The following is a 12,882-nucleotide window of genomic DNA, read 5'->3' as shown; positions in this document are numbered from 1 at the left end:
ATGGACGACGTGACCGAAGGCGTGAACCCGCTACGCGACCCGCAGGACCGCCGGTTGCCCCGGATCCCGGAGCCGTGCGCTCTGGTGATCTTCGGGGTGACCGGCGACCTGGCCCGCAAGAAGCTGCTCCCCGCGGTCTACGACCTGGCCAACCGAGGGCTGCTGCCGCCCGGTTTCGTGGTGCTCGGCTTCGCACGCCGCGACTGGGGTGACGGCGACTTCGAGACCCTCGCCTGCGAGGCGGCCCGCAAGCACGCCCGCACACCGTGGCGGGACGAGGTGTGGGCACGTCTGGCCGGCAACATCAAGTTCGTCGGCGGGTCGTTCGACGACGACGCGGCGTTCGACCAGCTCGCGGCGACGCTCGACGACCTGCGTCAGACCCACGGCATCGCCGGCAACGCGGCGTTCTACTTCTCGATCCCCCCGGCCGCGTTCCCCGTGGTGCTCAAGCAGTTGGCCCGCACCGGGATGGCCGACAACGAGAAGTCCGGCGGTTGGCGCCGGGTCGTGGTGGAGAAGCCGTTCGGCAACGACCTTCCGTCGGCGAAGGCGCTCAACGACCTGGTCGACGACGTGTTCACCCGGCAGGACGTCTTCCGCATCGACCACTACCTGGGCAAGGAGACGGTCCAGAACATCCTGGCCCTGCGGTTCGCCAACAACCTGTTCGAGCCACTGTGGAACTCCAAGTACGTCGACTCGGTGCAGATCACCATGGCCGAGGACGTCGGCATCGGCACCCGCGCCGGGTTCTACGACACGGTCGGCACGGCCCGGGACGTTCTGCAGAACCACCTCCTCCAGCTCCTCGCCCTGGTGGCCATGGAGGAGCCGACCAGCTTCGACGCCGACGAGATCCGGGCCGAGAAGCTCAAGGTGCTCAAGGCGATCACCCTGCCCCGGGACGTGGCCCGGGACACCGTACGCGGCCAGTACCTGCCCGGCTGGGTGGGCGGCGAACGCGCCGTCGGCTACCGCGAGGAGCAGGACGTCCCCGCCGACTCCACCACCGAGACGTACGTGGCGGTGCGCCTCGGCATCCAGAACCGGCGCTGGGCCGAGGTGCCGTTCTACATCCGGGCCGGCAAGCGACTGCCCCGGCGGGTCACCGAGGTCGCCATCATGTTCAAGAAGGCGCCGCACCTGCCGTTCAACGACGCCGACATGGAGTCGCTGGGCAACAACCAGCTGGTCATCCGGGTGCAGCCGGACGAGGGCGTGGTGCTCAAGTTCGGCTCGAAGGTGCCGGGCACCACGATGGAGGTCCGCGACATCGCGATGGACTTCCAGTACGGCGAGGCGTTCACCGAGTCCAGCCCGGAGGCGTACGAGCGTCTGGTTCTGGACGTGCTGATCGGCGACCGCACCCTGTTCCCCGACGCGGCCGAGGTCGAGCAGAGCTGGCAGGTGATCGACCCGCTGGAGCACGCCTGGGAGGGCACCACGCCGGAGCCGTACCGCGCCGGTGAGTGGGGGCCGCGGGCGGCCGACGAGATGCTGGCCCGCGAGGGCCGCGCTTGGAGAAGAGCATGATCGGGCTGTGGGACACCACCGGCAACGAGGTGGTCAAGGCGCTCGCCGCCGAACGGCGCAGCGCCGGTGGCGTGGCCAGCGGTATGGCGCTCACCCTCATCGTCGTGGTGGACGAGCGGCGGGTCCGCGAGGCGGAGGCGGCGGCGACGATCGCCGCCGCCGCCCACCCGTGCCGGCTCGTGGTGGTGGTCCGCTCCGAGATCGAGCGGGACCGTAACCGGCTGGACGCGGAGATCGTGGTCGGTGGCCGGCTCGGCCCGTGCGAGGCGGTGGTCACCCGGATGTACGGGCGGCTGGCCCTGCACGCCGAGTCGGTGGTGATGCCGCTGCTCGTCCCCGACGTGCCGGTGGTCACCTGGTGGCACGGCGAGCCACCGGCGGAGATCGCCACCGACTTCCTCGGTGTCGTCGCCGACCGGCGGATCACCGACTCGGCGCAGGCCGCCGACCCGCTGGAGGCGCTGCACCAGCGGGCCCGGGACTACGGCCCGGGCGACACCGACCTGGCGTGGACCCGGATCACCCCGTGGCGGACCCTCGTCGCCGGGGCGTTCGACACCACAAGCGAGCAGGTCACCGAGGCGACAGTCGTCGCGCCGCCGAGCGACCCGACGGCGGCCCTGATGGTCGGTTGGCTGTCCAGCCGGCTGGGCATCACCCCACGCCGGGTGGACTCCGACGAGTTCCCCCGGATGCGGGAGGTGCAGTTGACCTGCGCCAACGGCGACCAGTTGACGTTGACCCGGGAGGACAGCCTCGCCGTGTTCCGGCGGACCGGCCAGGACGACCGGACCCTGCCGCTGGTCCGTCGACCGCTCGGCGACGAGCTGGCCGAGGAGCTGCGCCGGCTGGACGCCGACCAGGTGTACGCGGAGGCGCTCGGCGCGACCGTCGGGCTGCGCGGCCTGGAGCAGCGTCCACCGCAGCGGGTGCACGTCTGGAAGGACCCGGCCACCGCGCAGCGCGCCGAGGCCGGCGTCACGGCGCACGCCGGCACGAGCGGCGACAGCTGAGCCGCACGACACCGGAGGGCCGGGACCGGCGTCCCGGCCCTCCACCGCCATCTCCGGGCGTTCCGTCCGGGCACGACGCGACAGCGACCGCTCAGCGGTCGGGAAGGCACAACCCATGAGTGAGGCGAGTGTCGCCGTCCACGCCGACGCCGACCTGCTGGCGCAGGCCGTGGCGGCCCGGCTGCTGGTGAAACTGCTCGACGCGCAGGCCGACCGCGGTGCGGCCTCGGTGGTGCTGACCGGCGGCCGGGTCGCCGCGGCGGTGTACCGGGCGGTCGCGACGCTGCCCGCCCGGGACGCGGTGGACTGGTCCCGCGTCGACGTGTGGTGGGGCGACGAACGGTTCCTGCCCGCCGGCGACCCGGACCGCAACGAGACCCAGGCGCGGGCCGCCCTGCTGGACGCGGTGCCGCTGAACCCGGACCGGGTGCACGCGATGCCGGCGTCCGACGGCCCGGCCGGCAACGACCCCGAGGCCGCCGCCGCCGCGTACGCCGAGGAGTTGGCGCGCGCCGCCCGGCCGGGGCACGCCGCGCTGCCGCACTTCGACGTGCTGATGTTGGGCGTCGGCGAGGACGGCCACGTCGCGTCGGTCTTCCCCGGACATCCGGTGCACTACGACACCCGGCCCGTCAGCGCGGTGCGGGGCAGCCCGAAGCCGCCGCCGGTGCGTACCACCCTGACCCTGCCCGCGATCAACACCGCCGAGGAGGTCTGGTTGGTCGCCGCCGGCGCCGACAAGGCCCGCGCGGTGGGCATGGCGCTGGCCGGAGCCGGGCCGGTGCAACTGCCGGCGGCCGGCGTGCACGGCGTGGACCGCACCCGCTGGCTGCTGGACCGGGCCGCCGCGGCGGACGTGCCCACCCGGCTGCGCAGCCTGCGCTGAGCCCGGCCCTACTCGCCTCGACGGCGGCGTAGCGCGGCCAACGCCTCGTTCAGCAGCGCCTCGCCCTCCTCGGCGGTGCGCCGCTCCTTCACGTACGCCAGATGGCTCTTGTACGGCTCGGCGCGGACCCGGCCGGGCGGGTTCTGCTCGTCCTGACCGGCGGGCAGCCCGCACCGGGGGCAGTCCCACAGCGGCGGCGGCGCGACGTCCGCGGCGATCCGGATGCTGGTCCGGTGGTCGTTGCGGCACCAGTAGGTGACGTCCTGTCGGGGTGCGGGTTGGTGTCGCTCGTCCGGGCGGACGGGCGCCGACCCGACCCGGGCGCCGCGGATAACGTTGCCACTAGGCACGGCTGCTCGCTCCTGTCGTCGGAGGGGACCCACCGTCTTCGGGGGTGGACGGCGGGCGACGCGGTGCAGCGGGGAAAAGCCTGCGCGCGGCCCGTCGAGTGACGGACCGCGCGCAGATTGTACGACTTTACGGGCCTGCTCAGGCGCCGCTGTTCATCTGGAGGCGGAGCCAGAGGCCGAGCCCGACGATGGCGGCGAACCAGACGACGCCCACCAGAACGGTGTAACGATCCAGGTTCTTCTCCGCCACCGAGGAGCCGGCGAGGCTGGAGCTGACACCACCGCCGAACATGCTCGACAGTCCGCCGCCCTTACCGCGGTGCAGCAGGATCAGCAGGGTGAGCAGAACGCTCGTGATGACCAGCAACACGATCAACGTGTATGCGAACCAGATCGGCATGGCTGGGGGCAGTCCTCTCGTAGCGATCCTCGCCCGGACAGGTCGGGCACGATGGCACCGGCCGGTGGACGGGCGGTGTCAAGGATAGCGAGCGATCAGCGGGCGATGTGCTCGGGGAACCGGCAGATCTGCGCGAATTCCTCCGCGTCCAGGCTGGCGCCCCCCACCAGACCGCCGTCCACGTCCGGCTGGGCCATGATCGAGGCGACGTTCGACGCCTTGACCGACCCGCCGTACAGGACCCGGACCGCGTCGGCGGTGTCCTGGTCGAAGCGCTCCGCCAACCGCTTGCGGACCGCGCCGCAGACCTCCTGGGCGTCCTCCGGCGTCGCGGTCTTGCCGGTGCCGATCGCCCAGACCGGCTCGTACGCGATCACGACCTGCTTGACCTGCTCCGCGGTGAGCCCCGCGAGGCCACCGTCGAGCTGGTCCGCGCAGTGCGCCACGTGGGTGCCCTGCTCGCGCACGTCCAGCCCCTCCCCCACGCAGAGGATCGGGTTCAGGCCGTGCGTCAGCGCCGCCTTCACCTTGGCGTTGACCTGGGCGTCGTCCTCGTGGTGGTAGGCCCGCCGCTCGGAGTGACCGACCACCACGTACGTGCAGCCCAGCTTCGCCAGCATCGCGCCGGAGATGTCACCGGTGTACGCGCCCGAGGCGTGCGGGGAGAGGTCCTGCCCGCCGTAGCCGATCAGCAGCTTGTCGCCGTCCACAGCCGTCTGCACGGTGCGCAGGTCGGTGAAGGGCGGCAGCACGACCGTCTCGACCTCGGTGAGCTGCTTCTCGGTGAGACTCGCGGCCAGCTTCTGCACCAGCAGGTTGGCCTCGAGGTGGTTGAGGTTCATCTTCCAGTTGCCGGCCATCAACGGCCGGCGGGTGGTGCTCGCCATGTTCAGTTCTCCAGGGCCGCGATGCCGGGGAGGGACTTGCCCTCGAGGTATTCCAGGGAGGCGCCGCCACCCGTGGAGATGTGCCCGAAGGACGACTCGTCCAGACCGAGCGCACGGACCGCCGCCGCGCTGTCACCGCCGCCGACGACAGTGAACGCGTCGGCCTTGGTGATCGCCTCGGCGACCCCCCGGGTGCCGGCCGCGAACGCGGCCATCTCGAACACGCCCATCGGGCCGTTCCAGAAGATGGTCTTCGCCTGGGACAGCGCGGCGGCGAACCCGGCGACCGTCTCCGGGCCGATGTCCAGACCCAGCCGGTGACTCGGGATGCCGTCGACCCGGACCGTGTCGTGCGCGGCGTCCGGGGCGAACGCGTCCGCCACCACCACGTCGACCGGCAACATGATCTTGCCGTCGGACCGCTCCAACAGGTTGCGGCAGGTCTCCACCATGTCCTTCTCCAGCAGCGACGTGCCCACCTCCAGGCCCTGGGCCTTGAGGAAGGTGAAGCACATCCCGCCGCCGATGAGCAGCCGGTCGACCGTCGGCAGCAGCGCCTCGATCACCGCCAGCTTGTCGGAGACCTTCGACCCACCGAGCACCACCACGTACGGCCGCTCGGGGCTGCCGGTGAGCTTGGAGAGCACCTCGACCTCACGCAGCACCAGTCGGCCCGCGACGTGCGGCAACCGGGCCGGCACGTCGAAGACGCTCGCGTGCTTGCGGTGCACCGCGCCGAACGCGTCGTCCACGTACGCGTCACCGAACGCGGCGAGCTGGTCGGCGAACGCGCCCCGCTCGGCCTCGTCCTTGCTGGTCTCGCCCGCGTTGAAGCGCAGGTTCTCCAGCAGGGCGACCTGACCGTCGGCCAGGTCCGCGACCGTGGAACGGGCCGACTCACCGACGGTGTCGGTGGCGAAGTGCACCGGCGCGCCGAGCAGCTCACCGAGCCGCCCGGCGACCGGGCCCAGGCTGAACTGCGGGTCCGGCGCGCCCTTCGGGCGGCCCAGGTGCGAGCAGACGACCACCTTCGCGCCGGCCTCGACCAGCGCGCCGAGGGTCGGCAGCACCGCGCGGATCCGGCCGTCATCCGTGATGGCACCGGTCTCCTTGTCGAGCGGGACGTTCAGGTCGGCGCGCACCAGCACGCGCCGACCCGACACCCCCTCGGCGAGCAGGTCGTCGAGGGTCCGGATGCTCACAGCGACGAACCGACCAGCTTGACGAGGTCGACGAGGCGGTTGGAGTAGCCCCACTCGTTGTCGTACCAGCCGACGACCTTGACCTGGTTGCCGATGACCTTGGTCAGCGGCGCGTCGAAGATGCACGACGCCGGGTCGGTGACGATGTCGCTGGAGACGATCGGGTCCTCGTTGTAGACCAGGATGCCCTTGAGCGGGCCCTCCGCGGCGGCCTTCAGCGCGGCGTTGACCTCGTCGACGGTCGTCTCACGGCCGACCTCGACAGTCAGGTCGGTGGCCGAGCCGGTCGGGATCGGCACGCGCAGCGCGTACCCGTCGAGCTTGCCCTTCAGCTCCGGCAGCACCAGGCCGATGGCCTTCGCGGCGCCGGTGGAGGTCGGGACGATGTTCAGCGCGGCGGCGCGCGCCCGGCGCAGGTCCTTGTGCGCCGCGTCCTGGAGGTTCTGGTCCTGGGTGTACGCGTGGATCGTCGTCATCAGACCCTTGGTGATGCCGAACGTGTCCTGCAGGACCTTCGCCATCGGGGCGAGGCAGTTGGTGGTGCACGAAGCGTTGGAGATGATGGTGTGCTTCGCCGGGTCGTAGGTGTCGTGGTTGACACCCATGACGACGGTGACGTCCTCGTTCTTCGCCGGAGCGGAGATGATGACCTTCTTGGCCCCGCCGTCGATGTGCGCCTTGGCCTTGGTGCCGTCGGTGAAGAAGCCGGTCGACTCGATGACGACGTCGGCGCCGACCTCGCCCCACGGCAGCGCCGCCGGGTCCTTCTCGGCGAAGACCTTGATGGACTTGCCACCGACGGTGATCTCGTCGGCGCTGGCCTTCACCTCGTACGGCAGGCGACCCAGGATGCTGTCGTACTTGATCAGGTGGGCGAGCGTGGCGTTGTCGGTCAGGTCGTTCACCGCCACGACCTCGATGTCGGCGTCGGACGCCAGCACTGCCCGGAAGAAGTTACGGCCGATTCGGCCGAAGCCGTTGATGCCAACCCGGATGGTCACAGGTCCCATCTCCTCGCGTTCTGGTCTGCCGGCTTCAGACAACGGGCCGGCGGAGTGGTGTGCGCCGACCGTTGGAGCCGGCCGTTGACGGTTTCGTCTCGGCCACCCCGCCGCGGTCTGAGGACCTTGACCGCCCGAGGCGGTGTGCACGACGAGGAGTGCCTGTGTCGGCCCCCTTGCCGTACTCAGCGACCCTATCCGAGCGTGCGAGACCACGCTGCGCCGGGTCGTGCTCCCGGGCGCACCGTGCGGCCTTACCGTCCTATCAGACCACGAGCATGTCGGGCGTGACTGCCGCTTCGGTATCCGGGATGCCGAGGTCCCGGGCCCGCTTGTCGGCGAGCGCCAGCAGTCGGCGGATCCGCCCCGCGATGGCGTCCTTGGTCAGCGGCGGCTCGGCCAGCGCTCCCAGCTCCTCCAGCGACGCCTGCCGGTGCTCCAGGCGCAGCCGCCCGGCGTCGGTCAGGTGGTTGGGCGCCTCGTCGGCGAGGATCTCCAGGGCACGGGTGACCCGGGCCGCCGCGGCGACCGCCGCTCGCGCCGAGCGGCGCAGGTTGGCGTCGTCGAAGTTGGCGAGCCGGTTGGCGGTGGCCCGCACCTCGCGGCGTACCCGACGCTCCTCCCACGCCAGCACGCTGGAGTGCGCGCCGATCCGGGTGAGCAGCGCGGCGATCGCGTCACCGTCCTTGACGACCACCCGGTCCACCCCGCGTACCTCACGGTTCTTCGCGGTGATGCCGATCCGCCGCGCCGCGCCGACAAGCGCCAACGCCGACTCCGGACCCGGGCAGGTGATCTCCAGCGCGCTGGACCGACCGGGCTCGGTGAGTGAGCCGTGCGCCATGAACGCCCCCCGCCACGCGGACACCGCGCAGCAGACATTCGCCGCCACCACGTGCGGGGGCAGCCCGCGCACCGGCCGGCCGCGCACGTCCAGCAGGCCCGTCTGCCGGGCCAGGGCCTCGCCGTCCTTGACCACCCGGACGATGAAGTGGCTGCCCTTGCGCAGGCCGCCGGAGGCCAGCACGTGGATCTCGCTGGGGTACCCGTACACCTCGGCGATCTCCCGCCGCAGCCGGCGCGCCACCGCCCCGGTGTCCAGCTCGGCCTCCACCACCACGCGGCCGGAGACGATGTGCAGCCCCCCGGCGAAGCGCAGCAGCGCCGCCATCTCCGCCCGCCGACAGCAGGGCTTGGGCACGTCGACCCGACTCAGCTCGTCCTTGACCGCAGCCGTCATCGCCATTGTGCGTCCCCTCACGGACCTGTTCCGGCGTGTCGCCGGAGATTACGTACGTGTCTAACGATCGGCGCCCAGGACAGGCACCAGCGCGGCGCCCAGGGCAGCCGGATCATGGCGGGGAGTGCCGTCGGTGACGGCGACGGGAGCGAGGACCAGGCGGGCACCAAGCGATTCTGCCGCACGTTCGACCGGTTCGGGGTCACCCACCGCCTTGGCGTCGGCCAGCACGAGATCCACCTTGAGCTCGGGAAGATACCAGCGCAGCGCCGCGAGATGGTCGGCGACGGAGAGCCCGAGGGTCTCCTTCTCCGCGGCGAGGTTCAGGGTGACCAGCCGCCGGGCCGGGCTGGACACGATCGCATCGGCGAGCTGCGGCACCAGCAGGTGCGGCAGCACGCTCGTGTACCAGCTGCCCGGCCCGAAGATCAACCAGTCGGCCGCGCCGATCGCCGCGAGCGCCTCCGCGCAGGCCGCCGGAGCCGCCGGGGTGAGCCGCAGCGACTCGACCCTTCCAGTGGTGACCGCCACCTGGTGCTGGCCGCGAACGGTGCGCACCTCGTCGGGTGCGGCCGGGTCCACCCCGCGCACTCGGGCCTCGATGCCCACCGGCTGGCGGGACATCGGCAGCACCCGGCCGACCGCGCCGAGCATCGCCCCGGCGTGCTCCAACGCCGCCACCGGGTCACCGAGCAGCTCCATGAGGCCGCAGAGCACCAGGTTGCCCACCGCGTGCCCGGCCAGCCCGTCGACGCGGGCCGCCGCCCGCCGCGTGACCTCACCGGAACCGTCGGTCGCCGCCGGGTCCGCGCCGGCTCCACCGAGCGGGGGTACGTCGTCCGCGGGCACGGCGTTCGCGGGCACGGCGTTCGCGGGCACGGCGTTCGCGGGCACGGCGTTCGCGGGCACGGCGTTCCCGGCCACGGCGTTCGCGGGCACGGCGTTCGCGGGTAGGCCTTTCGCGGGCACGGCGGCGAAGCGGTGCTGGAACAGCCCGGCGCTGCGCCGGGTGGCCGGGTGGTCGCCCGCCAGCGCGACAAGTGCCTGCCGCAGGTCGCCCGGGGGCAGACCGCCCCGCTCGGCGCGCAGCCGACCACTGGACCCGCCGTCATCACCGACCGTGACCACAGCGGTGATGTCCAGGTCGAGTTCGGGAGCGCAGTGGCGAAGCGCCCGCAGCGACGCGGACAACCCGTGCCCCCCGCCGAACGCCACCACCCGACGCGCCGTCATTCCCGCCCCAGGTCGCGGTGCTGCGCGTTGGCCGCCAACCCGGACTGGCGCAGCCGGCCCGCCAACTCCTCGGCGATGGCCACGCTGCGGTGCTTGCCGCCGGTGCAGCCGACAGCGACAGTCAGGTAGCGCTTGCCCTCCCGCTCGAAACCGGTGGTGGTGGCGTTGACCAGGTCCGCGTACGAGGCGACGAAGGCGTCCGCGCCCTCCTGGCCCAGCACGTACGCGCTGACCGCCTCCTCCCGCCCGGTGTGCTCGCGCAGCTCCGGCACCCAGTACGGATTGGGCAGGAACCGGGCGTCAAGCACGAAGTCGGCGTCCGGCGGCAGGCCGTACTTGAACCCGAACGACAGCACGGTCACCCGCAGCCGGCGGGCGTCCTCGCCGCCGAACAGCTCCTCGATGCGTCGCCGGAGCTGGTTGACGTTCAGGTGGCTGGTGTCGATGATCACGTCGGCCTGGTCGCGGGCCTCCTCCAGCAGCCCGCGTTCCACGGCGATGCCGTCGGCCAGCCGCCCCTCGCCCTGCAACGGGTGCGACCGGCGCACGCTCTCGAACCGCCGGATCAGCACCTCGTCGTCGGCGTCGACGAAGACCACCCGGGGCGAGAAGCCGCGCTCCTTGAGCTCGCGGATCGCCCCGGCCAAGTCGGTGGAGAACGCCCGCGACCGCACGTCCAGCACCATGGCCGTACGCCGCGCCGCTCCCCCGGCCTTGAACGCCAACTCGGCCATGTCGAGCATCAACGCCTGCGGCAGGTTGTCCACCACGTAGTAGCCGACGTTCTCCAACGCGCGGGCGACGGTGCTGCGGCCGCCGCCGGAGAGTCCCGTGACCACCACCAGCGTGGTCTCCGACTCGGCAGTCGTGTGCCCGTCGGCACCCGTCGGGGCGTCGATCCGGTCTGCGGCTGTGCGCGCCTCGCTCACCCGTACGTACCCCCAAGCCGTGGCGCCGCGGCCGCCATCGGCCGCGATTGGTCAATCAGCGACTCTATCCCGCCGCCCGGCGGGGAGCGGGGCACCCGGCACGGGTCACGCGGCTCGGGTGCGCCGGGCGTGTGGTGTCGGGGTGGGCTCGTAGACTCCGCGGATGGCTTCCCCCACCGACCTGCGGACCGCTGACACGCTGCCGGTGCTGCGCCGGGTGTTCGGGTACGACGCCTTCCGCGGCTTCCAGCAGGAGGTGATCGACCATGTGGTCGCCGGTGGCGACGCGCTGGTGCTGATGCCCACCGGTGGCGGCAAGTCGCTGTGCTACCAGATCCCGGCGCTGGTCCGCGAGGGCGTCGCCGTCGTCGTGTCCCCGCTGATCGCGCTCATGCAGGACCAGGTGGACGCGCTCACCGCCGTCGGCGTCCGCGCCGGTTTCCTCAACTCGACCCAGACCCTGGACGCCCGACGCCGGGTCGAGGCCGCCTTCGTCGCCGGCGAGTTGGACCTGCTCTACCTGGCCCCGGAGGCGCTCGGCGTCCGGTCCACCCTCGCCCTGCTGGACCGGGGCCGCATCTCCCTGTTCGCGATCGACGAGGCGCACTGCGTGTCCCAGTGGGGGCACGACTTCCGCCCTGACTACCTCGCGCTGTCGATGCTGCACGAACGCTGGCCGCAGGTGCCCCGGATCGCCCTGACCGCAACCGCGACGAGCGCCACCCGCACCGAGATCGCCACCCGCCTCAAGCTCGACGACGCCCAGCACTTCGTGGCCAGCTTCGACCGGCCCAACATCCAGTACCGGATCGTGCCCAAGCGCGAGCCCCGCAAGCAACTGCTGGCCCTGCTGCGCGACGAGCACCCCGGCGACGCCGGCATCGTCTACTGCCTGTCCCGCGCCTCGGTGGACAAGACCGCCGAGTTCCTCGTCGCCAACGGCATCGCCGCCCTGCCGTACCACGCCGGCCTGGACGCGGCCACCCGCGCCGCCAACCAGCAACGCTTCCTGCGCGAGGACGGCCTGGTCATGGTCGCCACCATCGCCTTCGGCATGGGCATCGACAAGCCGGACGTCCGCTTCGTCGCCCACCTCGACCTGCCCAAGTCTGTGGAGGGCTACTACCAGGAGACCGGCCGCGCCGGCCGCGACGGGCTGCCGTCCACGGCCTGGCTGGCGTACGGGCTCCAGGACGTCGTCCAGCAACGCAAGATGATCGAAACGTCCGACGGCGACCTCGCGCACCGGCGTAACCTCGCCGCCCACCTGGACGCGATGCTCGCCCTCTGCGAGACCGTGCGCTGCCGGCGGGTGCAGATGCTCGAATACTTCGGCGAGACGACGACGGCTGCCTGCGGCAACTGCGACACCTGCCTCACCCCACCGGAGTCCTGGGACGGCACCGTCGCCGCCCAGAAGCTACTCTCCACCGTCTTCCGCCTCGACCGCGAACGCAACCAGCGGTTCGGCGCCGGGCAGTGCATCGACATCCTGCTCGGCAGACAGACGGACAAGATCAGCCAGTACGGTCACGACGCGCTGACCGTCTTCGGCATCGGCGCCGAACTGAGCGAGGCCGAATGGCGGGGCGTCGTCCGGCAACTGCTCGCCGAAGGGCTGCTCGCCGTGGAGGGTGACTACGGCACCCTGGCCCTGACCGAGGCGAGCGCCGACGTGCTGGGTCGCCGCCGTACCGTCACGATGCGCCGCGAGCCGGAGAGGCCGGCATCGAGCCGCTCGTCGAAGCCCCGCGGCTCCGCCACCGTCGTCGCCGAACTGGCACCGGCGGCCGTACCGGTCTTCGAACGCCTGCGCGCCTGGCGAGCGGCCACCGCCAAGGAACAGGGTGTGCCGGCGTACGTGATCTTCCACGACGCCACGCTCCGGCAGATCGCCGGCGACGCCCCGGGCACCCTCGCCGAGCTGTCCCGGGTCAGCGGGGTCGGCGAGAACAAACTCGCCAAGTACGGCGAGCAGATCCTGGCCGTCCTCGCTGACGGGTGACCACCTGCCGAAGGCCGAACCTCGGTTGAGGTCCGGCCTTCGGTGTCGTTCGCGTAAGCCGAAAGGGCCGGGCCCCGTGGTGGGGTCCGGCCCTTTCGCGTTTGGGTGTGCTGGTGGTCAGTTGGTGGCGTAGCCGCGGGTGGCGATCCAGTCGGCGAGGTGCTCGACGGTGATCCAGTAGGAGGCGGTGTTCGGGTTGG

The 12,882-nt window shown here is 72.0% G+C and carries 12 protein-coding genes and 1 pseudogene; 4 read left to right on the top strand and 9 right to left on the bottom strand.

What is annotated here, in order from left to right; all coding sequences use genetic code 11:
- The 3 genes from zwf (at position 1) to pgl (ending at position 3,435) form a co-directional block, all read left to right on the top strand.
- Complete coding sequence (gene zwf, locus ABZS77_RS29465) at positions 1-1,536, top strand: glucose-6-phosphate dehydrogenase (RefSeq protein ID WP_354829534.1); 1,536 nt, start codon at positions 1-3, stop codon at positions 1,534-1,536.
- Positions 1,533-2,549, top strand: a complete 1,017-nt coding sequence (locus tag ABZS77_RS29460) for a glucose-6-phosphate dehydrogenase assembly protein OpcA (protein WP_354829533.1) — start codon at positions 1,533-1,535, stop codon at positions 2,547-2,549. The genes zwf and ABZS77_RS29460 overlap by 4 nt, the downstream gene beginning before the upstream one ends.
- Positions 2,550-2,664: 115 nt before the next feature.
- The gene (pgl, locus tag ABZS77_RS29455) at positions 2,665-3,435 is read left to right on the top strand and encodes a 6-phosphogluconolactonase (RefSeq protein WP_354829531.1); all 771 of its coding nucleotides are present in this window, start codon (positions 2,665-2,667) and stop codon (positions 3,433-3,435) included.
- Positions 3,436-3,443: 8 nt separating this feature from the next.
- On the opposite strand, the gene ABZS77_RS29450 is transcribed toward pgl, so the two are convergent.
- The 8 genes from ABZS77_RS29450 to rapZ form a co-directional block, all read right to left on the bottom strand.
- Positions 3,444-3,785: an RNA polymerase-binding protein RbpA gene (locus tag ABZS77_RS29450; protein ID WP_354829530.1), complete on the bottom strand. Its 342-nt coding sequence runs from the start codon at positions 3,783-3,785 to the stop codon at positions 3,444-3,446.
- 139 nt (positions 3,786-3,924) lie between these two features.
- A complete protein-coding gene (gene secG / locus ABZS77_RS29445; RefSeq protein ID WP_109819549.1) occupies positions 3,925-4,185 on the bottom strand; it encodes a preprotein translocase subunit SecG in 261 nt (86 codons plus the stop codon).
- Positions 4,186-4,280: 95 nt separating this feature from the next.
- Positions 4,281-5,072, bottom strand: a complete 792-nt coding sequence (gene tpiA, locus ABZS77_RS29440; RefSeq protein WP_354829528.1) for a triose-phosphate isomerase — start codon at positions 5,070-5,072, stop codon at positions 4,281-4,283.
- A 2-nt stretch (positions 5,073-5,074) separates the two neighbouring features.
- On the bottom strand, positions 5,075-6,274 hold the full coding sequence (locus ABZS77_RS29435; RefSeq protein WP_354829527.1) for a phosphoglycerate kinase: 1,200 nt from the start codon (positions 6,272-6,274) through the stop codon (positions 5,075-5,077).
- Positions 6,271-7,275 (bottom strand): type I glyceraldehyde-3-phosphate dehydrogenase, encoded by a 1,005-nt coding sequence (gene gap, locus ABZS77_RS29430; protein ID WP_354829526.1) that lies wholly within the window; start codon positions 7,273-7,275, stop codon positions 6,271-6,273. The genes ABZS77_RS29435 and gap overlap by 4 nt, the downstream gene beginning before the upstream one ends.
- A 265-nt stretch (positions 7,276-7,540) precedes the next feature.
- Complete coding sequence (gene whiA / locus ABZS77_RS29425; RefSeq protein WP_074312802.1) at positions 7,541-8,521, bottom strand: DNA-binding protein WhiA; 981 nt, start codon at positions 8,519-8,521, stop codon at positions 7,541-7,543.
- Positions 8,522-8,575: 54 nt separating this feature from the next.
- Positions 8,576-9,748, bottom strand: coding sequence for a 2-phospho-L-lactate transferase CofD family protein (locus ABZS77_RS29420; protein WP_354829525.1), 1,173 nt, complete (start codon positions 9,746-9,748; stop codon positions 8,576-8,578).
- Positions 9,745-10,647: an RNase adapter RapZ gene (rapZ, locus tag ABZS77_RS29415; protein ID WP_354829555.1), complete on the bottom strand. Its 903-nt coding sequence runs from the start codon at positions 10,645-10,647 to the stop codon at positions 9,745-9,747. The genes ABZS77_RS29420 and rapZ overlap by 4 nt, the downstream gene beginning before the upstream one ends.
- 193 nt (positions 10,648-10,840) lie before the next feature.
- Here rapZ and recQ point away from each other — a divergent pair, with 193 nt between their 5' ends.
- A complete protein-coding gene (gene recQ / locus ABZS77_RS29410) occupies positions 10,841-12,682 on the top strand; it encodes a DNA helicase RecQ (RefSeq protein WP_354829524.1) in 1,842 nt (613 codons plus the stop codon).
- A gap of 117 nt (positions 12,683-12,799) precedes the next feature.
- On the opposite strand, the pseudogene ABZS77_RS29405 reads toward recQ, so the two are convergent.
- Positions 12,800-12,882, bottom strand: a pseudogene (locus ABZS77_RS29405) (phytochelatin synthase); the annotation flags it as partial.

Source organism: Micromonospora sp. NPDC005298 (assembly GCF_040607375.1).
Taxonomy (GTDB): Bacteria; Actinomycetota; Actinomycetes; order Mycobacteriales; family Micromonosporaceae; genus Micromonospora.
This window is presented reverse-complemented; position numbering and strand designations above follow the sequence as displayed.

What these genes read in the sequence shown, in the direction of transcription:
- pgl (WP_354829531.1), top strand. Translation starts at nt 2,665, where the DNA reads ATGAGTGAGGCGAGTGTCGCCGTCCACGCCGACGCCGACCTGCTGGCG.
- recQ (WP_354829524.1), top strand. Translation starts at nt 10,841, where the DNA reads ATGGCTTCCCCCACCGACCTGCGGACCGCTGACACGCTGCCGGTGCTG.
- ABZS77_RS29420 (WP_354829525.1), bottom strand. Translation starts at nt 9,748, where the DNA reads ATGACGGCGCGTCGGGTGGTGGCGTTCGGCGGGGGGCACGGGTTGTCC.
- ABZS77_RS29460 (WP_354829533.1), top strand. Translation starts at nt 1,533, where the DNA reads ATGATCGGGCTGTGGGACACCACCGGCAACGAGGTGGTCAAGGCGCTC.
- tpiA (WP_354829528.1), bottom strand. Translation starts at nt 5,072, where the DNA reads ATGGCGAGCACCACCCGCCGGCCGTTGATGGCCGGCAACTGGAAGATG.
- secG (WP_109819549.1), bottom strand. Translation starts at nt 4,185, where the DNA reads ATGCCGATCTGGTTCGCATACACGTTGATCGTGTTGCTGGTCATCACG.
- zwf (WP_354829534.1), top strand. Translation starts at nt 1, where the DNA reads ATGGACGACGTGACCGAAGGCGTGAACCCGCTACGCGACCCGCAGGAC.
- whiA (WP_074312802.1), bottom strand. Translation starts at nt 8,521, where the DNA reads ATGGCGATGACGGCTGCGGTCAAGGACGAGCTGAGTCGGGTCGACGTG.